The sequence below is a fragment of the Sulfitobacter sp. 1A12157 genome, assembly GCF_043557345.1.
Classification (GTDB): Bacteria; Pseudomonadota; Alphaproteobacteria; order Rhodobacterales; family Rhodobacteraceae; genus Sulfitobacter.
Map to the genome: position 1 here is coordinate 109,872 of NZ_JBIFFV010000005.1, position 25,814 is coordinate 135,685.

Sequence of the window (25,814 nt, forward strand, 5' to 3'; positions counted from 1 at the left end):
TCTAGAAGATCGACCAATCCATATGACGCGCCAAAAGGGCCAGTGCTTCGGTGCCCTTTTGGCTGTTGCCATAGCGGTTGAGCCCCGGGGACCATACCGCGATGCTGGCCCGCCCCGGCACGATGGCGAGAATGCCGCCGCCCACACCGGATTTGCCCGGCAGGCCCACGCGATAGGCGAAATCGCCTGAGCCATCGTAATGCCCGCAGGTCAGCATCAGCGCGTTGAGCCGTCGGATGCGGCTGGGGGCCACCAGTCGCGGCACATCGGGGGCTTCGATCAAGAAACGGCCCGCCATGGCAAGCTGCTCCACCGTCATCTCCATCGCGCAGTGGTGAAAATAGGTGCCAAGCGTCCGTTCCGGCGCGTTGATGAGGTTCCCGTAGCTCGCCAGAAAATGCGCCAGCGCAAAGTTGCGGTGGCCGAAATCGGTCTCTGACGCGGCGACAGTGTCATTGATGTGGATGTCGTCCGTCCCCGCCGCTTCGCGCACGAAGCGCAGGATCTCGGCCAGCGCCTCGCGCGGCTCGCGGTTGCCCAAGACTTCATCCGTGGTGACAATCGCACCCGCGTTGATGAAGGGATTGCGCGGGCGGCCCTGTTCCTGCTCCAACTGCACGATGGAGTTGAAGGCCCGGCCCGAAGGCTCCCGCCCCACGCGGTGCCACAGTTGGTCACCCGAGCGGCCAAGGGCGATGGCCAATGTGAAGACCTTGGTGATGGACTGGACCGAAAAGGGCACCTGCGTATCGCCCGCCACATGACATTTGCCATCCGCCGTCACCACGGCGATGCCGAATTGCGCCGGGTCCACCTTGGCCAGTTGCGGGATATAGGCCGCCACGTCACCCCAGTGGTCATCCTCGCGCATCATGGCATTGAGGCGCGGCAACACATCGTCAAGGTCAGGTTTGGCGGGGCTGGACATCTTCGGCGGCCTCTGGCTTGTGATGGGCGCATCATGCCCCCATTCTGGGGTCAACGGGTAGCAGGGGATTGCAGATGATTCCAGTACAGGGCTTGGAAGGCGCACGCGTGGCGGTGCTGGGATTGGGCCGCTCGGGCCTGAGTGCGGCGCGCGCGTTGCAAGCGGGCGGGGCCAAGGTCAGCTGCTGGGACGACAACCCCGCCGCACGGGCGCGGGCCGAGCGGGAAGGCTTCGCCTGTGTCGATCTCAACGCCCCCGGTGCCTTGGACAAGATCGCCCGGCTGATCGTCAGCCCCGGCATCCCGCATCTCTACCCCGCGCCGAACCCGGTGGTGGCGGCGGCGCTTTCCGCAGGGGTGCCGGTGGACAATGACATCGGCCTCTTTTTCCAAAGCTTCGCCACGCTGGCATGGGATCACTACGACGTGGCCCCGCGGGTGGTGGCGGTGACCGGGTCGAATGGGAAATCGACCACGTCGGCGCTGATTCACCACATCCTTGAGCATGTCGGGCGGCCTTGCCAATTGGCGGGCAACATCGGGCGCGGGGTGCTTGACCTTGATCCCGCCGTGGACGGGGAGGTCGTGGTGCTGGAGCTTAGCAGCTACCAGACCGAACTGGCGCGCGCGCTGACGCCGGATGTGGCGGTCTTCACCAATCTCAGCCCCGACCATCTGGACCGCCATGCGGGGATGGGAGGCTACTATGCCGCGAAGCGCCGCCTCTTTGCCGAGGGCGGGCCGGACCGCGCGGTGATCGGCGTGGATGAGGCCGAGGGCCGCTTCCTTGCCGGGCAACTCAGCGAGGGGCCGAGCGACGACCGTGTGATCCGCATCAGCGCCGAGAGCAAGCTCACCGGCCCCGGCTGGCATGTCTTTGCCCGCAAAGGGTTCTTGAGCGAATATCGGCGCGGCAAACAGGTCGGCGCGATCGACCTGCGCGGCATTCAAGGGCTGCCGGGCGCGCATAACCACCAGAACGCCTGCGCCGCCTATGCCGCCTGCCGGGCACTCGGCCTCGCCCCACGGGTGATCGAGGCGGCGTTCCACAGTTTCGGCGGTCTGCCCCATCGCAGCCAGACTGTGGCCGAGGCGCATGGCGTGCGCTATGTCAATGACAGCAAGGCCACCAATGTCGACAGCGCGGCCAAGGCGCTGGCGGCGTTCAAGAATATCCGCTGGATCTGCGGCGGGCTTGAGAAAGAGGGCGGCCTGAAGGGGCTGGCAGAGGCGCAAGGATCGGTCCGCAAAGCCTATGTGATCGGGCGCGAAGCGGCGCATTTCGCCATGCAACTCACGGCAGAGACCGAAGTCTGCGGCACGATGGAGCAGGCCGTGGCGCGGGCGGCGGCAGAGGCAGAAGAGGGCGATGTCGTCCTGCTGGCCCCGGCGGCGGCGAGTTTCGATCAATACGACAGTTTCGAGCGCCGCGGCGAGGATTTCGTGGCGCAGGTGCAGAAGGTGCTGGCGGAGTAGGGCGGTGCCTAGCCCGCAATCGCCCGTGCCGCCGCCATGCCCGAAGACCACGCCCACTGAAAGTTATAGCCGCCGAGCCAACCGGTCACATCCACGGCCTCGCCGATGAAATAAAGCCCCGGCACCTTTTTCGCGGCCATGGTCTTGGAGGATAGGCCCTCGGTATCGACCCCGCCCAAAGTGACCTCTGCCGTGCGATAGCCTTCGGTGCCGCCGGGGTGAAGCTGCCAGTTCTCGATCCCTTGAATGAATGCGGAAAGCCGCGCGTCGGACCAATCTGCCAGATTGCCCGACAGGTCGAACGCCTGCCCCAAATGCTCCACCAGCCGCGCGGGCAGGTGCTGCGCGAGAACGGTGGTGAAGTTCCGCCGCCCCGCGCGTTGCCGCTGGTCGCGAAGCGCGTCCAGAAGGGTGCCTTCGGGGGCGAGGTTCACGGTGATCGGCTCCCCCTCGCGCCAGTAGGAGGACGCCTGCAAGACGGCAGGGCCAGAGAGGCCGCGATGGGTAAAGAGCAGTGCTTCGTTAAACGCGATCTCTCCGGCCGTGACCCGCGCCGGGGTGGCCACCCCAGCCAGAGGGGCAAAGCGGCTTTCGGCAAAAGTAAAGGGCACCAGCCCGGCCCGCGTATCGGTGACGCTCAGCCCGAATTGGCGCGCGATCTCATAGGCGATCCCGGTCGCGCCCATCTTGGGTATCGACTTGCCCCCGGTGGCGATCACGAGGTTGCGGGCCGTGACTTTCACCGACCTATCAGGGGTTTGCAGGTCGAAGCTGAACTGCCCATCGACCTTCGCGAAATTGCTGGCGCTGCTTTTCAGTTGTAGATCGACCCCGGCGTCCTGCATCAACCGGCGCAGCATTGCGATGATCTCTTTCGCGCTGGTGTCGCAGAAAAGCTGGCCGAGGGTTTTCTCATGCCAAGCGATGCCGTGACGGTCGACCAACTCGATGAAATCCCACTGCGTGTAGCGGGCCAAAGCGGATTTGGCGAAATGTGGGTTTTGGCTGAGGAAAGCTTGCGGCTCACAATACATATTGGTGAAGTTGCAGCGCCCGCCGCCCGAGATGCGGATTTTCTCGCCCGGGGCTTTGGCATGGTCCACCACCAGCACCCGCCCGCCCGCATGGGCGGCGCACATCATGCCCGCGGCACCGGCTCCGATAATGGCTGTATCGACTTGCATGGGCGCGCTCTGCCTCAATGCGCGGCCCCGGTCAAGAAGACGTGAGACCGGTTGCCGCTTTGCCAAGGCGCCATAGCTGGGGTGCAACGCAACTGACGAAAGGAGCAGAGAATGACCAAACTGACCGCAGAACAGGATTTTCCGAAGATGGACGTGGCCAAGCTCGGCGGCGGCACGCTGACCTTGGGCCAGCCGCAAGAGGGGCGGGATTGGCAATTGGTGGTGGTCTACCGCGGCCTGCACTGCCCGATCTGCAAAAAATACCTCGCGCAATTGGAAAAGCTGCAATGCCAGTTCCATGAGATCGGCGTCGACGTGATCGCCGTCTCCGGCGACCCCGAGGAGAAGGCCAAGGCCATGGCCGAGGAAGACAGCCTGACCCTGCCCATCGGCTATGACCTGAGCCTCGACCAGATGGCGGAACTGGGGCTCTACATCTCTGACCCGCGCAGCCCGCAGGAGACCGACCGGCCCTTTGCCGAACCAGCGACCTTCGTCATCAACGGTGACGGCAAGGTGCAGATCATCGACATTTCGAACGCGCCTTTCGCGCGGCCCGAGTTGGAAGGTCTGCTGAACGGCCTCAAATTCATCCGCGACAAGGGCTACCCGGTGCGCGGCACCCATAAGGCCGCCTGATTGCGTGCGACCTGAAAGGGCGCGGTGATCGCCCGGCAGCGGGGCTTGGCAAAGCCCCGCAGACCCCGCCCGCCTTAGCGGGGTGAAATGCACTAGCTTCATATGACAATTCGGGCTATTCTTCCCGGATGAGACCCCGCAAAGGGGCCGTTGAGGCAGTTAAGGCAGATACCCATGACAGAGATGGTCTATGGCGCGGTCCCGGTGCGGGATGGTGAACCGATCCTTCCAAAATGGTGGCGCACGGTCGACCGTTGGGGCTTGTCCTGCGTGTTGATCCTCTTTGCCGTCGGCATGCTTTTGGGGCTGGCCGCTTCCCCGCCCTTGGCCGCGAAAAACGGCTTTGACGCTTTCCACTATGTGCAGCGGCAGGCATTCTTCGGCGGATTGGCGCTGATCGCGATGCTGCTGACCTCGATGATGTCCCCGGTGCTGGTGCGGCGTCTGGCTGTGCTGGGCTTTGTGATGGCCTTCGTGGCGCTGGCGCTATTGCCATTCTTCGGCACCGATTTTGGCAAGGGGGCGACGCGCTGGTATTCGCTGGGCTTCGCTTCGTTCCAGCCTTCTGAATTCCTGAAGCCCGGTTTCATGGTCGCCGCCGCATGGATGATGGCCGCCGCGACCGAGATCAACGGCCCTCCGGGCAAAACCTGGTCCTTCGCGCTTTGTATCTCCATCGTGTTGATGCTGGCGATGCAGCCCGACTTCGGGCAGGCCTGTCTGGTGCTTTTCGGCTGGGGCGTGATGTATTTCGTGGCCGGCGCGCCGATGGTGCTGCTGGTCGGCATGGCGGGGCTCGTCGTTCTGGCGGGCACCTTCGCCTACTCCAATTCCGAACATTTCGCCCGGCGGATCGACGGCTTTCTCAGCGTCGATGTCGATCCGACCACCCAGCTTGGCTATGCCACAAACGCCATCCGCGAGGGCGGGCTTTTCGGCGTTGGCGTCGGCGAGGGCGAGGTGAAATGGTCGCTGCCTGACGCGCATACCGACTTCATCATCGCCGTCGCGGCCGAAGAATATGGCCTGATCATGGTCGTCTGCATTATTGCCCTATATACTGTCGTGGTCGTCCGGTCGCTGCTGCGTCTGGTGCGCGAGCGTGACCCCTTCATCCGGCTGGCCGGAACCGGGCTGGCCTGCACATTCGGAGTACAGGCAATGATCAACATGGGTGTGGCAGTGCGGCTTTTGCCCGCCAAGGGCATGACCCTGCCTTTCGTGAGCTACGGCGGCTCTTCGGTGATCGCCAGTGGCATCGCCGTGGGCATGCTGTTGGCCTTTACCCGGACCCGCCCGCAGGGTGAGATCAGCGATATTTTGGGCCGGGGCCGCCGCTGATGGCCGCCCCACTGCTGATCATCGCCGCCGGGGGGACCGGTGGGCATATGTTTCCCGCGCAGGCTCTGGCGGAGGTGATGCTGAAACGCGGCTGGCGGGTGAAGCTCAGCACCGATGCGCGCGGCGCGCGCTATACCGGCGGCTTTCCCGAAGCGGTCGAGATCAGCCAGATCAGCAGCGCCACCTTTGCCCGAGGCGGGGTGGTGGCCAAGGCTTTGGTGCCCTTCCGCATCGCCGCCGGTGTGGTCCGCTCGGGCCTCAACATGCTGCGCGACCGGCCTTCGGCTGTGGTGGGTTTTGGGGGCTACCCGTCGATCCCCGCACTCGGCGCCGCTTGGGCGCTGCGCCTGCCGCGGATGATCCATGAACAGAACGGCATTCTGGGCCGCGTGAATGAGATTTTTGCCAAACGGGTCCACGCCGTGGCCTGCGGCATCTGGCCCACGAAACTGCCCGAGGGCGTGCAGGGCTGGCATGTGGGCAATCCGGTGCGCGCCGCCGTGCTCGACCGTGCCGGATCGGCCTATATCCCGCCGGGCGACTACCCGATGGAGATACTGGTGATGGGCGGCAGCCAAGGCGCGCGCATCCTCTCGGACGTGGTGCCGCCCGCACTTGCAGCCCTGCCGATGAACATGATCCGCAACATCCGTGTCAGCCATCAAGCCCGCGACGAAGACGGCCAGAGGGTGGCGGACTACTATGCTGAATCCGGCATCACCGCCGATGTGCGCCCCTTCTTTGACGATGTGCCCCGCCGCATGTCCGAGGCGCAGCTGGTGATCAGCCGCTCCGGTGCCTCCAGCGTGGCCGACCTGTCGGTGATCGGGCGTCCGTCGATCCTGATCCCCTTTGCCGCCGCGGCGGGGGATCATCAAAGCGCCAATGCCCGCGGCTTGGTCGAAGCCGGGGCCGCGATCATGGTGCCCGAACGCAAAGCCAACCCAGATATCATGACCGATCAGATCCTCGCCGTGCTTGAGATGCCGGAAGGGGCGATGCAGATGGCGCGCGCCGCGCTTTCGGTCGGCAAACCCGACGCGGCCGAGACATTGGCCGATATGGTCGAGCAGCTTGCCGCCCAAGGCACGCTCACCCCCGCAGAAGAGGAACACCCGCAATGAACGCCGCCGCCACCAAACTGCCGACCGATGTCGGCCCGATCCATTTCGTCGGCATCGGCGGCATCGGCATGTCCGGCATCGCCGAAGTGCTCTTGAACCACGGCTACAAGGTGCAGGGGTCGGACCTCAAAACCACCAAGATCACCGTGCGGCTGGCCGAGTTGGGCGGGCGCATTTTCGAAGGGCAGGCGGCCGAGAATATCGAGGGCGCGGCGGTGATCGTGATCTCTTCGGCGATCAAGCCGGGCAATGCCGAATTGGACGAAGCGCGCCGCCGTGGCCTGCCGGTCGTCCGCCGGGCCGAGATGCTGGCCGAGCTGATGCGGCTCAAGTCCAACATCGCCGTGGCGGGGACCCATGGCAAGACGACGACCACCACCTTGGTGGCCGAATTGCTCGTCGCCGGAGGCATCGACCCCACGGTGGTCAACGGCGGTATCATCCACGCCTATGGCTCCAACGCGCGCATGGGGCAGGGCGACTGGATGGTGGTCGAGGCGGATGAGAGCGACGGCAGTTTCAACCGCTTGCCCGCCACCATCGCCATCGTCACCAATATCGACCCCGAGCATATGGAGCATTGGGGCAACTTCGATACGCTGCGGCAGGGGTTTTTGAACTTCGTCTCGAACATCCCCTTCTACGGGCTGGCGGTCTGCTGCACCGATCACCCGGAGGTGCAGTCGCTGGTGGGCAAACTCACGGACCGCCGTGTGATGACCTATGGGTTCAATGCGCAGGCCGATGTGCGCGCGGTGGGGCTGCACTACAAAGACGGGGTGGCGCATTTCGACGTGCATCTACAATCCGAAGACATGGTCATCGAAGACTGCGCCCTGCCGATGCCCGGCGATCACAACGTCTCGAACGCGCTGGCGGCGGTGACCGTGGCGCGGCACCTTGGGATGAAGCTTGAGCAAATCCGCGACGCTTTGGGCAGCTTCGGCGGGGTGAATCGCCGCTTTACCCGCGTGGGCGAGGTGGACGGCGTGACCATCATCGACGACTACGGTCACCACCCGGTCGAGATCGCCGCCGTGTTGAAAGCTGCCCGGCAGGCCAGCAAGGGGCGCGTGATCGCCGTGCACCAGCCGCACCGCTACTCGCGCCTGAGCCATCACTTTGACGAATTCTGCGCCTGTTTCAACGATGCAGATGTGGTGGGCATCGCCGATGTCTATGCCGCGGGGGAAGAGCCCATCCCCGGTGCCGACCGTGACGGTCTGGTCACCGGGTTGATCCAGCACGGCCATCGCCACGCCTATGCGGTCGAGGATGCAGAGGCGCTGACGCAGCTGGTCCGGCGCGAGGCGCGTCCGGGCGATATGGTGGTCTGCCTTGGGGCAGGCACGATCAGCGGCTGGGCCAATGATCTGCCCGATGCGCTCCGCGCGGCCAAGGGGGCGGCCGCGTGACCCTCGTCTGGCTGTCGATCCTCTGGGTCTTCGCCGCCGTGACCGTGGCCATGTTGCCAATGCGCTCTCAATACCTGCCGGGGGCGGTCCTGCTGATTGCCGCGCCCGTGCTGATCGTCGCCATCGGTGTGACGCAGTCTTGGGCCTATGCGCTTCTGGCGCTGCTGGCGGTCCTGTCGATGTCCCGCAATCCGCTGCGCTATCTTTGGGCGCGGCTGCGGGGCCATAAGCCGGAGCTGCCGAAATGAGCCTGTCTCTCATCCTTGCCTGTTTCTGGTTCGTGATTGCCAATATCCTTGCCATGACGCCGAGCAAAGATTCCCATTGGCGCAGCGCCTATCTGCTGATCGCCCTGGGCATCCCGATCGTCGGTTTCGTTACCGCGCAGCACGGCCCGTGGCTGGGCCTGCTGGTGCTGGCGGGGGGCTGTTCGGTGCTGCGCTGGCCCGTCGTTTATCTCGCGCGTTGGCTGCGCCGCAGCGCGGGCCGGGTCAAAGGCCCGGCGGAATGACCCTGACCCCGACCCTCGCGGCGCTGCTGTCGGTCTTTGCGGTCTGGATGATCGCCTGTATCTGGACCGGTTTTCGCGCCCGTGTGCTGTGGTTCTTTCTCGTGCTGGCGACCGGCTTTGCGCTCAATGCGACATGGATGGTTTTCGGGCTGGATGCGCGGGTGTTCGAGCCGCATGCGCTTTTGGCGCAGCTTTCGGTCTTGCTCTATGCCGTGGGCGGGTTTGGTCTGGGCTGGCTTGCGGGACGGGTGGCCAAACGCTGGCGCGAGAGCCGTGTCGATCCGCCGTCTTCTTGATGGTTTGCCCTGCCGTGCAAATGCGCTAAGTCCGGCGCCATGATTAAGCTGAATATCCCCGACCTGCGCGGCAGGCTGACCCCAAATCGCGCCCTGAGCGACCTGACATGGCTCCGCGTCGGCGGCCCTGCGGATTACCTGTTCCAACCCGCCGATGTGGAGGACCTGTGCCTCTTCATGCGCCGCCTGCCGCAGGGGGTCACGGTTTTCCCCATGGGCGTGGGCAGCAACCTCATCGTGCGTGACGGCGGGCTGCGGGCGGTGGTGATCCGGCTGGGCCGCGGTTTCAACGGGATCGAGATCGACGGGGATCAGGTGACCGCGGGGGCGGCGGCGCTCGATGCTCATGTGGCGCGCAAGGCGGCGGATGCGGGGCTGGATCTGACCTTTCTGCGGACCATTCCCGGCAGCATCGGCGGCGCGTTGCGCATGAATGCGGGCTGTTATGGCAGCTACACGGCGGATCATTTCGTCTCGGCCCGGGCCGTGACCCGCGCGGGGGAGGTGGTGACCCTCACGGCAGATGATCTTAATTTCCGCTACCGGCAAAGCGACCTGTCCCCCGGCGCGGTGCTGATCGGGGCGACCTTTGCGCCGCCCAGAGGCGTGCCAGAGGAGTTGCACGCCCGGATGGAGGAGCAACTTGCCAAACGGGATGAGAGCCAGCCCACGAAAGACCGCAGCGCCGGGTCCACTTTCCGCAATCCGGCGGGCTTCTCCTCGACCGGGAAGGCGGATGATGTGCATGATCTGAAGGCGTGGAAAGTGATCGACGATGCCGGGATGCGCGGAGCGACCGTAGGCGGCGCGCAGATGAGCCCGAAACACTCGAACTTTCTGATCAACACCGGCGACGCCACGGCCCATGATCTTGAGACATTGGGCGAAGAGGTGCGAAAAAAGGTTTACGCTTCAAGCGGTATAAGGCTAGAGTGGGAAATTAAGCGCGTCGGTGAAAAATTGGGTGATCCGGCGCCGCAAAGCTAAGCCGCGGCGCAGCAGCTAAGCCACGGCAGAAGCAAAGAAAACAATGATAGGGGCCGCAAACGGTCCGAGGCGAAGAGGCACTTTGGTGGGTAAGTCGAGCGGACAGACCCCGACAGTGGCGGTATTGATGGGTGGCCCCTCGGCCGAGCGTGAGGTGTCCCTGTCCAGTGGGCGTGCATGCGCCGCTGCCTTGCGGGAACATGGCGGATATAATGTGATCGAGGTCGAAGCCGACCGCGATCTTCCAGCCGTTCTGGCCGATCTCAACCCCTATGCCGTTCTGAATTGCCTGCATGGCCGTTGGGGCGAGGATGGCTGCGTGCAGGGGCTGCTGGAATGGCTCAAGCTGCCCTACACCCATTCCGGCGTGCTCGCCTCCGCTCTCGCGATGGACAAACAGCGCTCCAAGGATGTGTTCCGCCACGCGGGGCTGCCGGTGTTGGAAAGCGTCATCGCGCCCAAGGCCGATGTGATGGCCGCCCATGTCATGGCGCCGCCCTATGTGGTGAAGCCCAATAACGAAGGCTCTTCGGTTGGGGTCTACCTCGTGGCCGAGGAAAACAACGGCCCGCCGCAACTGTCCGAAGACATGCCCGCCGAGGTGATGGTCGAGACTTTCGCGCCGGGGCGTGAGCTGACCACCACCGTGATGGGCGACCGGGCGTTGGCGGTGACGGATATCATCACCACCGGCTGGTATGACTATGACGCGAAATACAAGCCCGGCGGTTCGCGCCATGTGGTGCCCGCCGATCTGCCGCAAGAGATCACCGATCTGTGCTTCGACTATGCCCGCCGCGCCCATGCGGCGCTTGGCTGCAAGGGCATCAGCCGCACCGATTTCCGCTGGGACGAGGCGCGGGGGGCCGAGGGGCTGATCCTGTTGGAGACCAACACCCAGCCCGGCATGACCGCCACTTCGCTCTCGCCCGAGCAGGCCGCCGCCTGCGGCATTTCTTTTCCTGAGCTTTGCGCCTGGATGGTGGAGGATGCCTCATGCGATCGCTGATCCGCCGCCGCCCGGAAACTGGCAAAGCCGATCCCGCCCCCTCGCGGTGGTCATGGCGGATGCAGCGGTTGATGCTGACACCGGGGTTCCGCTTTGCCCTGCGCGTGGGGCTGCCCTTCACGCTGAGCCTGCTGGCCGGCACGATCTATATGGCGGACGAAGAGCGGCGCGGCACCGTGGTGCAGGCCATCGCCGATGTCCGCGCCAGCATCGAAGAGCGGCCCGAGTTCATGGTCAAGCTTATGGCCATCGACGGGGCGAGCGACATGCTCTCGACCGAAATCCGCACCGCGCTGCCGCTGGAATTTCCGCTGTCCTCCTTCGATCTCGACCTGCCGCAGATCCGCGAGAAGATCACCGATATCGACGGGGTGAAACAGGCCAATGTGCGCATCCGCCCCGGCGGCGTGCTGCAAATCGACGTGACCCCGCGCGTGCCCGTGGCCGTCTGGCGCAGTGAAACGGGGCTGGCGCTGGTGGACAATACCGGTGCCCATGTGGCACGGATCGAAGCGCGGCGCGATCACGCCAATCTGCCGCTGATCGCCGGGGCAGGGGCCGACAAAGCGGTGCCGGAGGCGCTCAAGCTGATCGGGGCCGCGAATGTCTTGGGCGACCGTCTGCGCGGTTTGGTGCGCGTCGGTCAGCGCCGCTGGGACGTGGTGCTGGACCGCGATCAAACGATCATGTTGCCCGAAGAAAACGCGCTGCAAGCGCTGGAACGGGTGATCGCGCTGGAAGGCGCGCAAGAGGTTCTTACGCGGGACGTGGCGCGTGTGGACATGCGGTTGGCGGCAAGACCGACCCTTAGAATGAACGAAGATGCCACCCGCGAATGGTGGCACATCAGGCAGCTTTCCGGCCAGTAAGATGGCCATTGGACTCGGGACAGTAACGAAATGATGGACCTATACGACAGTCAGCGTTCGATGCGGCACATGCGCAAATTGGCGATCCAACGCGGGGTGGTTGCCATTTTGGATGTGGGCAGCTCCAAGATCGCCTGTCTGGTGCTGCGCTTTGACGGTGCGGGGCTTGATAGCGACAGCGGCGACATCGGGTCTTTGGCCGGGCAGTCTGGGTTCCGGGTCATCGGGGCGGCGACCACCCGCTCGCGCGGGGTCCGCTTTGGTGAGATTTGCGCCATGGGCGAGACCGAGCGCGCGATCCGCACCGCGCTTCAGGCTGCGCAGAAAATGGCCGGCATCCGCGTCGATCACGTGATTGCATGTTTCTCGGGCGGGGAGCCGCGCAGCTATGGGCTCGACGCCTCGGTCGAGCTTGAGGGGCAATCGGTCTCGGAGCAAGACGTGGCGCGGGTGCTGGCGGGCTGCGATGTGCCGGAATATGGCGAGGGCCGCGAGGTGCTGCACGCTCAGCCGGTGAACTTCGCGCTGGATCACCGCTCCGGTCTGGCCGACCCGCGCGGCCAGTTGGGCAACAGCCTGTCGGTGGACATGCATATGCTGACCGTTGACGCCGATACGGTGCAGCATCTGGCCCATTGCATCAAGCGCTGTGATCTGGAACTTGCGGGGATCGCCTCCTCCTCCTATGCCTCGGGCATCTCGGCGTTGGTCGAGGATGAGCAGGAGCTCGGTGCCGCCTGTATCGACTTTGGCGGTGGCACCACCGGCCTGTCGATCTTTATCAAGAAACATATGATCTATGCCGATACGGTGCGGATGGGCGGGGATCACGTCACCTCCGACATCTCCATGGGCCTGCAAGTGCCGATGGCCAATGCCGAGCGGATCAAGACCTTCTACGGCGGTGTGCATGCCACCGGCATGGACGACCGCGACATGATCGAGATCGGCGGCGAGACGGGGGATTACGAACACGACCGCCGCACCGCCAGCCGGGCCGAGTTGATCGGCATCATGCGCCCGCGCGTCGAAGAGATTCTCGAAGAGGTCCGCGTTCGGCTGGATGCCGCCGGTTTCGACCACTTGCCAAGCCAACAGATTGTGCTTACCGGGGCGGGCAGTCAGATACCGGGGTTGGATGGGCTGGCCAGCAAAATCCTTGGCCAGCAGGTCCGTCTGGGGCGTCCGCTGCGCGTGCATGGGCTGCCGCAGGCCGCGACCGGGCCGGGTTTCGCCTCTGCCGTGGGGCTGGCGCTTTTCGCGGCGCATCCGCAGGACGAATGGTGGGATTTCGACATTCCCGCCGATCGCTACCCCTCCCGCTCGCTCAAACGCGCGGTGAAATGGTTCAGAGACAACTGGTGACCCCAATATCGGGTGAGAAGCCCGAGATAAGGCGGAAACTGGCAAGTTTCTGCCCATATTTAGCGTCAAAACGATGTTTTTTAGGTGACCTTTTCCGCCTAGGCCGATAGGGTTGTGGAAATTTGGTCGAAAAAACCCCCGCGGGACGCGGGCAACTGGACAGGCGGACAGCACATGACACTCAACCTTTCAATGCCAGGACATGATGATCTGAAACCCCGTATCACCGTCTTCGGTGTTGGCGGGGCAGGCGGCAACGCGGTCAATAACATGATCGAAAAGCAACTTGACGGTGTTGATTTCGTCGTGGCCAACACCGACGCGCAGGCGCTGCAACAGGCGCAGGCCGAGAACCGCGTGCAACTGGGCATCAAAGTGACCGAAGGTCTGGGTGCGGGCGCGCGCGCCTCTGTCGGCGCCGCCGCTGCCGAAGAGAGCATCGAGCAGATCGTCGACCACCTTGCGGGCGCGCATATGTGTTTTATCACCGCTGGCATGGGCGGCGGCACCGGCACCGGGGCGGCCCCGATCATCGCGCAGGCCGCGCGTGAACTGGGCGTGCTGACTGTCGGCGTCGTGACCAAGCCCTTCCAATTCGAAGGCGCCAAGCGCATGCGTCAGGCCGAAGACGGCGTTGAGACGCTGCAAAAGGTCGTCGACACGCTGATCATCATTCCCAACCAGAACCTCTTCCGTCTGGCGAACGAAAAGACCACCTTCACCGAAGCCTTCTCGCTTGCCGATGACGTGCTGTACCAAGGTGTGAAGGGCGTGACCGATCTGATGGTCCGTCCGGGACTCATCAACCTCGACTTCGCCGATGTCCGCGCCGTGATGGACGAGATGGGCAAGGCGATGATGGGAACGGGCGAGGCCGAGGGCGAAGATCGCGCCATCCAAGCCGCCGAGAAAGCCATTGCCAACCCGCTGCTGGACGAAATCAGCCTGCGCGGCGCCAAGGGCGTGCTCATCAACATCACCGGCGGTCAGGACCTTACCCTGTTCGAACTCGACGAAGCGGCCAACCGCATCCGCGAGGAAGTGGACCCCGAGGCGAACATCATCGTTGGCTCCACGCTGGACGAAAGCCTTGGCGGCCTGATGCGCGTCAGCGTTGTCGCCACCGGCATCGACGCCACCGATGTGAACACCGAAATCCCGGTCCCGCGCCGCTCCATGAGCCAGCCTTTGCGTCAGAACGTATCGGTTGACGATGTGGCGCAGGTGTCTGCCGCGCAGGCGCCCGTCGCCGCTTCCATCGCTGCCGAAGCGCCGCAGGAAGTCGAGCAGGCCGCCCTGTTCCAAGACCTCCAGTCGACACAGCGCGAGCAGGATCAGTATGAGGACGAGAACGTTGTCGAAGACGACGACGGTCTGCCCGCACCGGCCTACCAGCCCGAGGTCGCCGCATTCGAGCCGCGTCAGGAAGAGAACATCGAAGCTGAGCCCGAAGCCTTCGTCGCACCGCGTGCACCGACCCCCGGCACACCGTCCCCCGAAGCGCTGGCCCGTCTGCGCGCCGCCGCGCAGAAGGCCGCGCCCGAGCAGCACCGTCAGGCGCAGCAGCAGCAGGGTGAACAGGGCGACAAGAGCCGTTTCGGCATCAACTCCCTGATCAACCGGATGACCGGCCACGCCGAAGGTGAAGCGCAAGCCCGCCCGGCGCGTCAGCAGCCGCCGGTGCAAACCCGCGCCTCTGCCGCCGCGCCGCAGCCGCAGGAAAACAACGATCCCGATCAAGAGCGCATCGAAATTCCCGCGTTCCTGCGCCGTCAGGCCAACTGAACTGATCACAATAGATGACGAAAGGGCTGCCTTGGGGCGGCCCTTTTTCTTTTTGGAACAAGCGCTTGCAACAAGGTCGGCACGCGGGCGCCCAAATGTTACGGGCATGTTTCAGACCGTTGCAAAGATTGAGTTGAGCAAAATGAACCCGCCCCTTAATCCAGAGTTCAACACACAAGAAGATGTTCGAAGCTTGAGGATGACCCGGTGCAGACAACGATCAAATCAGCGGTAAGTTTTACTGGCACAGGCCTGCACTCCGGTCTGCCTGCGACGGTGACACTGCGCCCGGCGTCGGCCCATCACGGCATTTGGTTCTCGCGCAGCGATGTGGCGGTTGGTGACCGTCTGATCCCCGCTCGTTGGGACGCGGTGAACCGTTCGCCGCTCTGCACCAAGCTGGAAAACCCTACCGGCCTGTCGGTCTCGACCGTCGAGCATTTGATGGCCGCCGTGGCGGGCTGTGGCATCCACAACCTTTTGATCGAGATCGACGGCCCCGAAGTGCCGATCCTCGATGGCTCCTCGCTGCCTTTCGTGCGCGGCATCATGCAGCGCGGCCTGCGGCAGCTTGCCGCCCCCGTGATGGCCTTCGAAGTGCTGAAAACCGTCACCGTGCAGGATGGCGACGCGGTCGCGACGATCTCGCCCGCCAATACGCTGCGCATCGACTTCGAGATCGACTTTGCCGATGCCGCCATCGGGCAGCAGCGCAAGTCGTTGGTGATGAACAACGGCTCTTTCGCACGCGAACTTTGCGACAGCCGCACCTTCTGCCGTCAGGCGGATGTGGAGGCGATGCAGGCCAATGGTCTGGCCCTCGGCGGCGAAGCGGGTGAGAATGCGGTGGTTTTCGACGGCGATGCCGTCGTCAGCCCCGGCGGTCTGCGCCACGCGGATGAGCCGGTGCGTCACAAGATGCTCGACGCGCTTGGCGATCTGGCACTGGCAGGGGCGCCGCTCTTGGGCCATTACGAAGGCAAGCGTGCGGGTCATTCGCTGACCAACACGCTGCTGCGCGCGCTCTTTGCGACACCTGATGCCGTGCGTCTGGTGGCCTGCGATGCGGCGCAAACGGCGCGGCTGCCCGGCTCTGGTCTGATCTGGGACGAAATCCCGCAGGTTGCCTGATCCCGCGGCAGGCCAGCGGCACCGCGACGCGCAGGGCGCTTAGGCGGCGAAGTGCCATTGAACGCCCTGCCAATGCCTTGTATTCACTAAGCCGAAGTGACAAGCCTCACCCAGCGATGCGCCGCCGCGCAGCCGGTTGCGGACGGGGGCGGAATGGGCGTTTTGCAACGCAGTTTATTGTGCTAGTCACATGCGCAAGAGGGTCAAAGACCATGGGTTGGACGATGCAAGGGGTGCGGGCATGACGGTAGCGGGATCGCGCAAGCGGACGATCAGTGCGGTGCTTCTGGTCGCGACATTGGCAGCCTGCGGCGGTGGTGACGGGCGCTCTGACGGGAACTTCTTCAACCCGCAGGAAATCCCGCTTGAAACCTATTCGGCCGAGCAGATTTTCGAGCGCGGCGAATATGAGCTAACCAACAGCAACCCCGGTGAGGCCGCGTTCTATTTTGCTGAAATCGAGCGTCTCTATCCCTATTCCGAATGGGCCAAACGCGCCCTGATCATGCAGGCGTTCGCCTATCACAAAGATCAGGACTATCCCAACAGCCGCTCCGCCGCGCAGCGCTTCATTGATTTCTACCCCGCCGATGACGACGCCGCCTATGCGCAGTATCTCTTGGCGCTGAGCTATTACGATCAGATCGACGAGGTGGGCCGCGATCAGGGGCTGACCTTCCAAGCGTTGCAATCCCTGCGCGCCGTGATCGAAGGCTACCCGGACAGTGAATATGCCCGCTCCGCGATCCTGAAATTCGACCTCGCCTTTGATCATCTGGCGGGCAAGGAGATGGAGATCGGCCGCTACTACCTGCGCCGCGATCACTATACCGCCGCGATCAATCGCTTCCGTGTCGTGGTCGAGGATTTTCAGACCACCACCCACACCGCCGAAGCGCTGCACCGTCTGGTCGAAGCCTACCTGTCGCTCGGCCTGAACCATGAGGCGCAGACGGCGGGGGCCATCCTTGGCCACAACTACCGGGGCTCCGACTGGTATAAGGACAGCTACAAACTGCTGACCGGGCGCGGCCTTGCGCCTGCCTTCTACAAAGACAATTGGCTGGGTGCGGCCTATCGCCAGACCATCAAGGGCGAGTGGCTTTAAGGGGGGTGGGGTCGCCCATCCGACGGTTTTAGATGCTGCGCGGACTTGATATTTCAGACATGCTGATCATCGACCGGCTGGAGCTTGGCTTCCAGCCGGGGCTGAACGTGCTGACCGGTGAAACGGGCGCGGGCAAGTCGATCCTATTGGATTCGCTCGGTTTCGTTCTGGGCTGGCGCGGGCGTGCCGATCTGGTGCGCCAAGGGGCCGAACAGGGCGAGGTTACCGCTTGGTTCGATCTGCCGCCCGGCCACCCGGCCCATGTGGTGCTGGAAGAGGCGGGACTGCCTGCCGGGGATGAGTTGGTCCTGCGCCGCATCAACACCTCCGACGGGCGCAAAACCGCTTGGGTCAATGACCGCCGCTGTTCGGGTGAGGTGCTGCGCCGCCTGTCCGAGACATTGGTGGAATTGCACGGCCAGCATGATGACCGCGGCCTGCTGAACCCACGCGGCCACCGTGCCATCCTTGACGACTATGCCGGAAATGCCCCTGCGATTGCCAATCTGCGCGCGGCGTGGCACGCGCTCGGGGCCGCGCGCAAAGCCGCCGCCGCCGCTGCCGCCGAACGCGAGGCCATCGCCGCCGAGGAAGAGTTCCTGCGCCACGCGGTGGCCGAGTTGGACAAGCTCGACCCCGAAGCGGGCGAGGAAGCCGCCCTCGACACCCGCCGCCGCCAGATGCAAGGCGCCGAGAAAATCCGCCGTGATGTGGTCAACGCCTATGAGCTGTTGGGCCAAGGCGGGGCAGAGACAGCCATGGGCGATGCGCTGCGCTGGCTGGACGGGGTGGCCGACAAGGCCGAAGGCGCGCTGGAGGGCCCGCTTGCCGCGCTCAACCGCGCCATGGTGGAGTTGGACGAGGCGATGTCCGGTGTGGCCGATGCGATCGACGGCATGTCGTTCGACCCCTATGAGTTGGAAGCCTGCGAAGAGCGGCTTTTTGCAATCCGCGGCCTCGCGCGCAAACATGACGTGCAGCCCGATGACCTGGCCGGTTTCGCCGACACGCTGCGCGCCAAGCTCGACGCGCTCGATGCGGGCGAAGCAGCGCAGGAGGGGCTGGAGAAGGCCGTTCGCGACGCGCAGGCGCTTTACGACGAACGGGCCAGAGCGCTGACCGAGGCGCGCCGTAAGGCCGCGGCCAAGCTCGACAAATCCGTGGCGGCCGAGCTTGCCCCGCTCAAGATGGAACGCGCAGTGTTCCAGACGCAATTGACCGAAGAACCCGCCGGCCCCGAGGGGCGCGATGCGGTCTCTTTCACCGTCGCCACGAACCCCGGCGCGCCTGCCGGACCCTTGGGCAAGATCGCCTCGGGCGGGGAGCTCAGCCGGTTCCTTTTGGCGCTGAAGGTTTGTCTGACCCAGACGCAATCCGGCCTCACCCTGATCTTTGACGAGATCGACCGTGGGGTAGGGGGCGCCACCGCCGATGCCGTGGGCCGCCGCCTGAAGGTGCTGGCCGCCGAGGGGCAGGTCTTGGTCGTCACCCATTCGCCGCAGGTCGCCGCCCTCGGTACGCATCACTGGCGCGTGGCGAAATCGGTGACAAAGGGCATGACCACCTCCACCGTCACGCCCCTTGCCGCCGAAGAGCGGGTCGATGAGGTCGCCCGAATGCTTGCAGGCGATACCATAACAGATGCGGCCCGGGCGGCGGCGGAGGCATTGCTCAACGGGCAACAGGGCGCGACGACTTCTTAAATGGCGGTTTTACCCAAGGTCAGCTTGCCCTAGACAGAAAGGGTTCAACTGGTCTTAGTCCCATGCCTTCGCAAGATAACGCTTTCTTTTCGCAACAACTTCAGCAGGCGCTTGGCGGCTGCAAACAGGGCTGGACGGTGCTGCGCACCCGCGGTCCGGGCAAAGTGACATTTTGGTTTATCGCGCTGCTGGTGGGCATCGCCGCGGGCTTTGCCGCCCTGTTTTTCCGTAAGGGTATCAACTGGTTGCAGGCCACGCTTTACGGCACGGACGATGTGCAATTCCTGCACAGTTTCCTTGCCGGGCTGCCGTGGTATTGGGTGGTGCTGATCCCGACCCTGGGCGGGCTGCTTGTGGGGTTGATCCTGCACCGCTTCACCCGCGACGGGCGCGCACGCAGCGTGGGCGACGTGATCCTCGGCGCCGCCATGCACGACGGCAGGGTCGAGACCCGTGCCGGGGTCGCCTCGGCGCTGGCTTCGCTCATCACCCTGTCCACGGGCGGCTCATCGGGCCGCGAAGGGCCGGTGGTGCATCTGGCCGCCGTGATCTCGACCAAGGTCAGCCGCTTCATCAAGGCCGATGGGATCACCGGGCGGGATCTGCTGGGCTGCGCCGTGGCGGCGGCGGTCTCGGCCAGCTTCAATGCGCCCATCGCTGGCGCGCTTTTTGCCCTCGAAGTGGTGCTGCGCCATTTCGCGGTCCATGCTTTTGCCCCCATCGTCATCGCCTCCGCCGCGGGCACGGTCATCAACCGGCTTGAGTTCGGCGGGCTGACGGAATTCGTCCTGCCCGGCCTTGGCGATGTGCAATTCTACGTCGAACTGCCCGCCTTCCTGCTTTTGGGGCTGACCTGCGGTCTGGTGTCGGTCGTGCTGATGCGCGCGATCTTCTGGGCCGAGGATTTCGGCAACTACTTGCAAGCGCGCACCGGCCTTGCCCGCTGGCTGCGCCCGGCGGTGGCGGGGGCGATCCTTGGCGTCATCGCCCTCTGGTTCCCGCATATCATCGGCGTGGGCTATGAGACGACCTCCCGCGCGCTGGTCGGCGAACTGGTGCTGCATGAGGCCATCATCTTTGCCGTGCTCAAGGTCGCCGCCGTCGCGATCACCCTTGGCGGGCGGATGGGCGGCGGGGTGTTCTCGCCCTCGCTGATGCTGGGCGCCTTGACCGGCCTTGGCTTCGGGATCATTGCCACCGGTGTCTTCCCCGAGATTTCGGGCTCTTCCTCGCTCTACGCTCTGGCGGGGATGGGTGCGGTGGCCGCCGCCGTGCTGGGCGCGCCGATCTCGACCACGCTCATCGTGTTTGAGATGACAGGCGACTGGCAGACCGGTCTGGCCGTGATGGTCGCCGTCAGCATGTCGACCGCGCTGGCCTCCCGGCTGGTCGACCGGTCTTTCTTCCTCACTCAGATGGAGCGGCGCGGCATCCATCTGGCCGCAGGGCCGCAGGCCTATCTGCTCTCGATGTTCATGGTGGGCCGCATCATGCGCCGCCCCGATGATGAAGACGCGGCCTCGGAAGACGCCTGTTGGGATTTGATCGACAAGGGCACCTATATCGACGGCAGCGCCACGCTAGAGGCCGCGCTGCCGCTGTTCGATCAGACCCATTCCAATTTCATCCCGGTGGTCACCCTCAGCGCGGATGCGCCGCCCGAATTGCTGGGCGCGCTGTTCCACGTCGATGCACTGAAGGCCTATAACCGCGCCCTCGCCGCCACGGCGGCAGAGGAGCATTCCTAAGCCGCGCTCAGATCCGCTCGATGGCGATTTCTTCCATCGGGGTGAAAGCCAGATAGCCCTTGATCTCGGCCATATCGGCTTTCGGTTCTTCATAAGACCAGACGGCGTCTTGCAAGGTCCGGCTCTTGGTCACCACCGAGAAATAGCGCGCATCGCCCTTATGCGGGCAGTGGGTGGTCTTGTCGGTGCCATCGAGGAAGGCCATGGCGATGTCGCCACGCGGAAAGTAGATCACCGGCGGATAGTCCCCCTCGCGCAGTTCCAACGCGCCCGTGGATTCGCCCAATACGGCCCCGCCAGCGCGAACAACCCATGTGCCCTCCGCCGGAGTAATCTTGATATGGTCGGCCATGCCGTACCCCCCTTTAGTTAAATCGGACGCTCACAGGGGCGCCGTTGCCGCATCCAACCACAGTTTTGTAACAGGTGATACCCGCGGCCCGATCTTTTCCGCCACGTCGCGGTGATAGGCGTTGAGCCAGTCCCGCGCCTCGGGGCTGAGCGCCGCCACATCAATCAGACGCCGATCAATCGGCACCAGCGTCAGGGTGCGCCAATCGAGCATCTTGCGATGCGCGTCTCCGCCGGGCAGGGCGGGGGCTTCTTGCACCACCAACAGGTTCTCGATCCGAATGCCAAAAGCCCCCTCGCGGTAATAACCCGGCTCATTGCTCAGGATCATGCCCGGCGCCAGCGGCACATGGCTCATCCGGCTCAGCCGCTGCGGCCCCTCATGGACCGACAGATAGGCGCCAACCCCATGGCCCAGACCGTGATCGAAATCCTGCCCCGCCATCCAAAGCGGCAAACGGCCCAGCATTTCGATATCCCGCCCCGCAAGCCCGCGCGGCCAGCGCAGACGGCTCATGGCGATCATCCCCGAAAGCACCCGCGTGAAAGCCGCGCGCGCCTCCTGATCGGGGCTGCCGATGGCGATGGTGCGGGTGATATCGGTGGTGCCGTCCAGATACTGCCCCCCGCTGTCGAGCACCAGAAGATGCCCCTCCTGCAAGACAGTATCGGTCTCTTCATTCACCCGGTAATGGATGATCGCCCCATTCGCCCCGGTGCCCGAGATCGTCTCGAAACTGATGTCGCGCAGGGCAGGGTCCCGGCGGCGCAGCGCTTCGAGCTGCCGCACCACCTGGGTCTCGGTGACCGTGCCGGGCGCCTGCGCATCCAGCCAGGCGAGCAGCTCGACCATCGCGGCACCATCGCGCAAATGCGCCTCTGCTGCCCCGGCAACCTCGGCGTCATTCTTACAGGCCTTGGGCAAGGCACAAGGGTCTTCACCAGCCTGCGCCCGATCCCCCAGCAAATCCGCGAACAACAGCGGGGCCGACTGCCGATCAAGCCGCACCGGCCCCGCGAGCACGCGCAGGTAATCGGGCAGCCCCTCAGGTTCCCGCTGCACCACCTCTGGCCCCAGATGGTGCTCCACATCCACAAGCTTCTCAGCCGCCATGAACAGATCGACCCGCGCATCGTCGCGCAACACGGCAAAACCATGCGCCACCGGGTTGCGCGGAATGTCCTGCCCGCGAATGTTCAGCAGCCAATTGTGGCTGTCGGGCAGGGTGATCAATGCCGCCTTCTGCCCCGCCGCGCGCAAATCCGCGGCCAAACGCCGGCGCTTGGCCTCATGGCTTTCCCCGGCAAAATGCTCAGGATGCGCCGCCACCTTGCCCATCGGGGCCCCGGGCTGGTTTTCCCAAATACGGTCGACAATATTCGAGACGCGCCGCATCTCGATCCCGGACCCCGCCAAGGCCTCGAACAAAAGATCCATCTGCGCGGGCGTATGCAACATCGGATCGAATCCAACCACGCCGCCCTCGGGCAATTGGTCCTTCAGCCAATCGGCCAAAGACACCTCGGGCCAGGGCACGGGCGTAAACACTTCCGCCACCTGCGCTTTGACCTGCGTGCGATAGCGCCCGTCGATGAAAACCCCCGCCACATCGCGCAGCGCCGCACAGAACCCGGCAGAGCCGGTGAACCCCGTCAGCCAAGCCAGCCGATCATCCCGCGGGGCGACATATTCACCCTGATGCGCATCGGCGCGCGGCACGAGGAATCCGTCCAACCCCGCCGCCTGCAACTCCGCCCGCAGCGCCGCCAAACGCGGGGGACCCTGTTCCGGACGCGCGGTGACCTCGAAACTCTGGAACACGCGGCCCCTCCTTCATCCTTTTTCAAATACCGACCCGACGGTTCAGCCCACGCGGCGCATGCCCATGACACGCGCCCGTTTCCGCGGATCGCTGTCAAACAGCGCTGCAAGCTGTTCCGTCATCGCCCCGGCAAGCTGATCCACATCCGTGATCGTGACGGCGCGGTCGTAATAACGCGTCACGTCATGGCCGATGCCAATCGCCAACAACTCCACCGCGCGGCGTTTCTCGACCATGGCGATCACATCGCGCAGGTGTTTTTCCAGATAGTTGGCCGGGTTTACCGACAGGGTGCTGTCGTCCACGGGCGCGCCGTCGGAAATCACCATGAGGATCTTGCGCGCCTCATGGCGGGCCAGCATCCGCCGGTGCGCCCATTCCAGCGCCTCACCGTCGATGTTCTCTTTCAGCAGACCCTCTTTCATCATCAGACCCAAATGGTCCCGCGTCCGGCGCCAGGGGGCGTCGGCGCTTTTGTAGATGATGTGGCGCAGGTCGTTCAGCCGGCCGGGCTGCGCGGGGCGGCCGTCGTTGAGCCACGCCTCGCGCGCCTGTCCGCCCTTCCAGGCGCGGGTGGTAAAGCCGAGGATCTCGACCTTGACGTTGCAACGCTCCAGCGTGCGGGCCAGCACATCGGCGCAGATCGCGGCGATGGAGATCGGGCGGCCCCGCATCGAGCCGGAGTTGTCCAACAGCAGCGTCACCACGGTGTCGCGGAACTCGGTGTCCTTTTCGATCTTGAAGCTGAGCGGCGTTGTCGGGTTGGCCACCACCCGCGCCAGACGGCCCGCGTCGAGCGTGCCCTCTTCGAGGTCGAATTCCCAGGAGCGGTTTTGCTGCGCCTGCAAGCGGCGCTGCAACTTATTCGCCAGACGGCCGACAGCGCCTTTCAGCGGCTCCAGCTGCTGGTCCAGATAAGCGCGCAGGCGCTCCAATTCGATCGGCTCGGCCAATTCCTCGGCCCCGATCACCTCGTCATGCGCGCTCTGATAGACACGGTATTCCGGGTCGGCGTCTGAGACGGGCGGCGGCGGCGGCGGGTCCATCGGCGCGTCGCCCTCGGGCATCTCCGCCTCATCGCCCAACTCCTGATCGGCCTCGTCATCCATCGAGACCTGCGCCTGACTTTCGTCCTGCTGCTGCTCTTGGCTGTTTTCGGGGGTACCCTCGGCCTCTTCCTCGTCCTGGTCGTCTTGGCCGGTGCTGTCGGGATCCTGCTCCTCTTCGCTGCCCTCTTCGGCCTGATCCTCTTGATCCTCGTCTTGGCTGTCGGGATCATCGCCCAACTGATCGCCATAGCCGAGGTCCGAGATCATCTTGCGCGCCAGCCGCGCGAAATCTGCCTGATTGGCAAGGCTGCCGTCGATCCCCTCAAGCGTGCCACCCGCCTGATCCTCGATAAAGCCGCGCCAGAGTTCCATGGCGTTCTCGGCCCCTGCGGGCAGGGGGCGCCCGGTGGCCATATGACGGACCATATAGCCCGCCGCGACCGAGAGCGGCACGTCGCTGGCCTGTTTGGCCTGATCATAGCCGCGGCGCAGCGCCTCGTGCTTGATCTTGACGTCGATGTTGCCGGCGGTGCCGGGCATATCGCGCGCGCCCATGGCCTCGCAACGGGCGGTCTCCATCGCCTCGTAAAGTTCGCGCGCCATGTCGCCCTGCGGCGCATAGCGGGCGTGGGTCGCGGCATCGTGGTAGCGGCGGTTCAGCGCCAGCGCGTCGGCGGTGCCGCGGGCCAGCAAAACCTCTTCGCGGGTCATCCTCCGGCTCACCTGCGGCAGGCGCATCGCGTCACCGGAAAGCCCCGAGGGATCAACGGAGTAGCTGACATTCAGCTCGGCGTCATCGGCCATCACCTTGGTCGCCTCAGCGAGGGCCTTTTTGAACGCGTCAGCGGGGTTGTCGGATTTCTTCATGAGCCCATGCCTCTGTCAGCTTTGACATGAGGTTTGGCAGGTTTTCGCAGGAGGGTCAAAGGGGCAGGACCCCTGCACGGTATGCGCCAGTTTCCGCCCATGTCAAGCGGGAACCCCCAGCCTCGGATCGGCATTTCCCCAGCAGTCGACGCACCGGTGCCTCTCTGAACCCTGGCAGCAACGCGTCCCAGCAAGTAGGAGTAAGAAAATGACCAAGTTCATGCAACATGCGAGCCGTCTGGCCATGATCGCCGTTTTGGGTGCCGCGCCCTTGGCCGCCACCGCACAGGATGCCACCAAGCCCGCAACGGACGAAGCCACTGCCGAGGCACCGCAGACCGATGAGGCAACGCAGAACGGTGAGGCGGGTGCAAGCGACGATGCGGTAGAGGCCGAGACCGAGACAGACACTGCCGAAGCCTCCGAAGGCGATGCGGAAATGGAAGCCGATACCGCCGAAGCCCCTGATGCCGACGCAGAGATGGGGAACGACACCGCAGAGACAGACGATCCGGAGGCTGCCACCGAGAGTGCCGAAGCACGGGCCACGACAGAGCCGATGACCGAAGACACGGCAGAGGCCCCGGCGACAGAACCCTTGGGCGATACCGTTGCCCCCGCTGAAACAACCGCCGAAGCCCCCGCGGAAGAGCCTGCAAAGCCGGTTGAAGGACAGATCACCATGCAGAGCGAGAATACGATCCTCGCGGATGATCTGATTGGCAGCAACGTCTATTCCGACGCAGGCGAGAAGATCGGTGATGTGGATGACCTGATCGTCAACCTAGATGGCACCGTCGAAGGCGTTGTGATCGGTGTTGGTGGTTTCCTCGGCATGGGTGAAAAATGGGTTGCCGTGAAAATGGACAGCCTGTCGACCATGACCGACGAAAGCGGCACGCTGCGTTTGGTATCCTCGGCCACGAAGGCTGACCTTGAGGCTGCAGAAGCCTTCAAAACCGCGCAGGATATGGAAGCCGAGCAGCAAGCGCTTGAGAACGCAGCCCCGCAAGACCCCAACGCGGTCACGACCGAGCCCGCGCCGGTCAACTAAGCAGAGGGCCATAGCCTGAACGACAAAGGGGCGCTGATATCAGCGCCCCTTT

Annotated in this window: 23 protein-coding genes; 18 read left to right on the forward strand and 5 right to left on the reverse strand. The window is 64.5% G+C overall.

Annotated features, from left to right (window positions below):
- Window position 1: 1 nt before the first annotated feature.
- Window positions 2-928: a glutaminase gene (locus ACGYLC_RS10645; RefSeq protein ID WP_067261778.1), complete on the reverse strand. Its 927-nt coding sequence runs from the start codon at window positions 926-928 to the stop codon at window positions 2-4.
- 74 nt (window positions 929-1,002) lie between these two features.
- Between ACGYLC_RS10645 and murD the strand changes: the two genes are divergently transcribed.
- Complete coding sequence (gene murD / locus ACGYLC_RS10650) at window positions 1,003-2,403, forward strand: UDP-N-acetylmuramoyl-L-alanine--D-glutamate ligase (protein WP_394422929.1); 1,401 nt, start codon at window positions 1,003-1,005, stop codon at window positions 2,401-2,403.
- A gap of 8 nt (window positions 2,404-2,411) precedes the next feature.
- On the opposite strand, the gene ACGYLC_RS10655 is transcribed toward murD, so the two are convergent.
- Window positions 2,412-3,587, reverse strand: a complete 1,176-nt coding sequence (locus ACGYLC_RS10655; RefSeq protein ID WP_394422930.1) for an NAD(P)/FAD-dependent oxidoreductase — start codon at window positions 3,585-3,587, stop codon at window positions 2,412-2,414.
- A gap of 111 nt (window positions 3,588-3,698) precedes the next feature.
- Between ACGYLC_RS10655 and ACGYLC_RS10660 the strand changes: the two genes are divergently transcribed.
- The 16 genes from ACGYLC_RS10660 (at window position 3,699) to ACGYLC_RS10735 (ending at window position 20,618) form a co-directional block, all read left to right on the forward strand.
- Window positions 3,699-4,226 carry a peroxiredoxin-like family protein gene (locus tag ACGYLC_RS10660; protein ID WP_394422931.1) on the forward strand — a complete coding sequence of 176 codons (528 nt, stop codon included), beginning with the start codon at window positions 3,699-3,701 and terminating at the stop codon, window positions 4,224-4,226.
- Between the two features lie 174 nt (window positions 4,227-4,400).
- The gene (locus ACGYLC_RS10665) at window positions 4,401-5,567 is read left to right on the forward strand and encodes a putative peptidoglycan glycosyltransferase FtsW (RefSeq protein WP_394399931.1); all 1,167 of its coding nucleotides are present in this window, start codon (window positions 4,401-4,403) and stop codon (window positions 5,565-5,567) included.
- Window positions 5,567-6,691 (forward strand): UDP-N-acetylglucosamine--N-acetylmuramyl-(pentapeptide) pyrophosphoryl-undecaprenol N-acetylglucosamine transferase, encoded by a 1,125-nt coding sequence (locus ACGYLC_RS10670; protein WP_394422932.1) that lies wholly within the window; start codon window positions 5,567-5,569, stop codon window positions 6,689-6,691. Before ACGYLC_RS10665 ends, ACGYLC_RS10670 begins: the two co-directional genes overlap by 1 nt.
- Window positions 6,688-8,106 (forward strand): UDP-N-acetylmuramate--L-alanine ligase, encoded by a 1,419-nt coding sequence (gene murC, locus ACGYLC_RS10675; protein WP_394422933.1) that lies wholly within the window; start codon window positions 6,688-6,690, stop codon window positions 8,104-8,106. The genes ACGYLC_RS10670 and murC overlap by 4 nt, the downstream gene beginning before the upstream one ends.
- Window positions 8,103-8,354, forward strand: a complete 252-nt coding sequence (locus ACGYLC_RS10680; RefSeq protein WP_394422934.1) for a DUF2484 family protein — start codon at window positions 8,103-8,105, stop codon at window positions 8,352-8,354. Before murC ends, ACGYLC_RS10680 begins: the two co-directional genes overlap by 4 nt.
- On the forward strand, window positions 8,351-8,617 hold the full coding sequence (locus ACGYLC_RS10685; RefSeq protein ID WP_394422935.1) for a DUF2484 family protein: 267 nt from the start codon (window positions 8,351-8,353) through the stop codon (window positions 8,615-8,617). Before ACGYLC_RS10680 ends, ACGYLC_RS10685 begins: the two co-directional genes overlap by 4 nt.
- Window positions 8,614-8,913 (forward strand): hypothetical protein, encoded by a 300-nt coding sequence (locus ACGYLC_RS10690; RefSeq protein ID WP_394422936.1) that lies wholly within the window; start codon window positions 8,614-8,616, stop codon window positions 8,911-8,913. Before ACGYLC_RS10685 ends, ACGYLC_RS10690 begins: the two co-directional genes overlap by 4 nt.
- Before the next feature lie 39 nt (window positions 8,914-8,952).
- Window positions 8,953-9,900 carry a UDP-N-acetylmuramate dehydrogenase gene (murB, locus tag ACGYLC_RS10695; protein WP_394399919.1) on the forward strand — a complete coding sequence of 316 codons (948 nt, stop codon included), beginning with the start codon at window positions 8,953-8,955 and terminating at the stop codon, window positions 9,898-9,900.
- A gap of 127 nt (window positions 9,901-10,027) precedes the next feature.
- Window positions 10,028-10,909: a D-alanine--D-alanine ligase gene (locus ACGYLC_RS10700; RefSeq protein WP_394423027.1), complete on the forward strand. Its 882-nt coding sequence runs from the start codon at window positions 10,028-10,030 to the stop codon at window positions 10,907-10,909.
- Window positions 10,897-11,778 carry a cell division protein FtsQ/DivIB gene (locus tag ACGYLC_RS10705; RefSeq protein ID WP_394399917.1) on the forward strand — a complete coding sequence of 294 codons (882 nt, stop codon included), beginning with the start codon at window positions 10,897-10,899 and terminating at the stop codon, window positions 11,776-11,778. The genes ACGYLC_RS10700 and ACGYLC_RS10705 overlap by 13 nt, the downstream gene beginning before the upstream one ends.
- Window positions 11,779-11,808: 30 nt before the next feature.
- A complete protein-coding gene (gene ftsA, locus ACGYLC_RS10710; RefSeq protein ID WP_067263257.1) occupies window positions 11,809-13,143 on the forward strand; it encodes a cell division protein FtsA in 1,335 nt (444 codons plus the stop codon).
- A gap of 174 nt (window positions 13,144-13,317) precedes the next feature.
- Entirely contained in the window at window positions 13,318-14,928 is a 1,611-nt protein-coding gene (ftsZ, locus tag ACGYLC_RS10715) for a cell division protein FtsZ (protein WP_394422937.1), read from the forward strand.
- A gap of 207 nt (window positions 14,929-15,135) precedes the next feature.
- Window positions 15,136-16,059: a UDP-3-O-acyl-N-acetylglucosamine deacetylase gene (lpxC, locus tag ACGYLC_RS10720; protein ID WP_394422938.1), complete on the forward strand. Its 924-nt coding sequence runs from the start codon at window positions 15,136-15,138 to the stop codon at window positions 16,057-16,059.
- A gap of 241 nt (window positions 16,060-16,300) precedes the next feature.
- Window positions 16,301-17,167, forward strand: coding sequence for an outer membrane protein assembly factor BamD (locus tag ACGYLC_RS10725; RefSeq protein WP_394422939.1), 867 nt, complete (start codon window positions 16,301-16,303; stop codon window positions 17,165-17,167).
- A gap of 32 nt (window positions 17,168-17,199) precedes the next feature.
- A complete protein-coding gene (recN, locus tag ACGYLC_RS10730) occupies window positions 17,200-18,870 on the forward strand; it encodes a DNA repair protein RecN (protein WP_394422940.1) in 1,671 nt (556 codons plus the stop codon).
- 62 nt (window positions 18,871-18,932) lie between these two features.
- Window positions 18,933-20,618 (forward strand): chloride channel protein, encoded by a 1,686-nt coding sequence (locus tag ACGYLC_RS10735; RefSeq protein WP_067263270.1) that lies wholly within the window; start codon window positions 18,933-18,935, stop codon window positions 20,616-20,618.
- A gap of 7 nt (window positions 20,619-20,625) precedes the next feature.
- Here ACGYLC_RS10735 and ACGYLC_RS10740 read toward each other — a convergent pair whose 3' ends face one another.
- Genes ACGYLC_RS10740 through cobT form a run of 3 tightly spaced genes read right to left on the reverse strand, consistent with a single transcriptional unit; the run spans window position 20,626 to window position 24,708 of the window.
- Complete coding sequence (locus ACGYLC_RS10740; RefSeq protein ID WP_394422941.1) at window positions 20,626-20,970, reverse strand: DUF427 domain-containing protein; 345 nt, start codon at window positions 20,968-20,970, stop codon at window positions 20,626-20,628.
- Window positions 20,971-21,000: 30 nt separating this feature from the next.
- The gene (locus ACGYLC_RS10745; RefSeq protein ID WP_394422942.1) at window positions 21,001-22,791 is read right to left on the reverse strand and encodes an aminopeptidase P family protein; all 1,791 of its coding nucleotides are present in this window, start codon (window positions 22,789-22,791) and stop codon (window positions 21,001-21,003) included.
- A gap of 42 nt (window positions 22,792-22,833) precedes the next feature.
- Complete coding sequence (gene cobT, locus ACGYLC_RS10750) at window positions 22,834-24,708, reverse strand: cobaltochelatase subunit CobT (protein WP_394422943.1); 1,875 nt, start codon at window positions 24,706-24,708, stop codon at window positions 22,834-22,836.
- Between the two features lie 208 nt (window positions 24,709-24,916).
- On the opposite strand from cobT, the gene ACGYLC_RS10755 reads away from it, so the two are divergent.
- Complete coding sequence (locus ACGYLC_RS10755) at window positions 24,917-25,762, forward strand: PRC-barrel domain-containing protein (RefSeq protein WP_394422944.1); 846 nt, start codon at window positions 24,917-24,919, stop codon at window positions 25,760-25,762.
- Window positions 25,763-25,814: the final 52 nt, after the last annotated feature.

Bases quoted from the DNA above. Each gene is read 5' to 3' on its own strand.
- ACGYLC_RS10645 (WP_067261778.1), bottom strand. From the start codon at position 928: ATGTCCAGCCCCGCCAAACCTGACCTTGACGATGTGTTGCCGCGCCTC.
- murD (WP_394422929.1), top strand. From the start codon at position 1,003: ATGATTCCAGTACAGGGCTTGGAAGGCGCACGCGTGGCGGTGCTGGGA.
- ACGYLC_RS10655 (WP_394422930.1), bottom strand. From the start codon at position 3,587: ATGCAAGTCGATACAGCCATTATCGGAGCCGGTGCCGCGGGCATGATG.
- ACGYLC_RS10660 (WP_394422931.1), top strand. From the start codon at position 3,699: ATGACCAAACTGACCGCAGAACAGGATTTTCCGAAGATGGACGTGGCC.
- ACGYLC_RS10665 (WP_394399931.1), top strand. From the start codon at position 4,401: ATGACAGAGATGGTCTATGGCGCGGTCCCGGTGCGGGATGGTGAACCG.
- ACGYLC_RS10670 (WP_394422932.1), top strand. From the start codon at position 5,567: ATGGCCGCCCCACTGCTGATCATCGCCGCCGGGGGGACCGGTGGGCAT.
- murC (WP_394422933.1), top strand. From the start codon at position 6,688: ATGAACGCCGCCGCCACCAAACTGCCGACCGATGTCGGCCCGATCCAT.
- ACGYLC_RS10685 (WP_394422935.1), top strand. From the start codon at position 8,351: ATGAGCCTGTCTCTCATCCTTGCCTGTTTCTGGTTCGTGATTGCCAAT.
- ACGYLC_RS10690 (WP_394422936.1), top strand. From the start codon at position 8,614: ATGACCCTGACCCCGACCCTCGCGGCGCTGCTGTCGGTCTTTGCGGTC.
- murB (WP_394399919.1), top strand. From the start codon at position 8,953: ATGATTAAGCTGAATATCCCCGACCTGCGCGGCAGGCTGACCCCAAAT.
- ACGYLC_RS10700 (WP_394423027.1), top strand. From the start codon at position 10,028: ATGGGTGGCCCCTCGGCCGAGCGTGAGGTGTCCCTGTCCAGTGGGCGT.
- ACGYLC_RS10705 (WP_394399917.1), top strand. From the start codon at position 10,897: ATGCGATCGCTGATCCGCCGCCGCCCGGAAACTGGCAAAGCCGATCCC.
- ftsA (WP_067263257.1), top strand. From the start codon at position 11,809: ATGATGGACCTATACGACAGTCAGCGTTCGATGCGGCACATGCGCAAA.
- ftsZ (WP_394422937.1), top strand. From the start codon at position 13,318: ATGACACTCAACCTTTCAATGCCAGGACATGATGATCTGAAACCCCGT.
- ACGYLC_RS10725 (WP_394422939.1), top strand. From the start codon at position 16,301: ATGACGGTAGCGGGATCGCGCAAGCGGACGATCAGTGCGGTGCTTCTG.
- recN (WP_394422940.1), top strand. From the start codon at position 17,200: ATGCTGCGCGGACTTGATATTTCAGACATGCTGATCATCGACCGGCTG.
- ACGYLC_RS10735 (WP_067263270.1), top strand. From the start codon at position 18,933: ATGCCTTCGCAAGATAACGCTTTCTTTTCGCAACAACTTCAGCAGGCG.
- ACGYLC_RS10740 (WP_394422941.1), bottom strand. From the start codon at position 20,970: ATGGCCGACCATATCAAGATTACTCCGGCGGAGGGCACATGGGTTGTT.
- cobT (WP_394422943.1), bottom strand. From the start codon at position 24,708: ATGAAGAAATCCGACAACCCCGCTGACGCGTTCAAAAAGGCCCTCGCT.
- ACGYLC_RS10755 (WP_394422944.1), top strand. From the start codon at position 24,917: ATGACCAAGTTCATGCAACATGCGAGCCGTCTGGCCATGATCGCCGTT.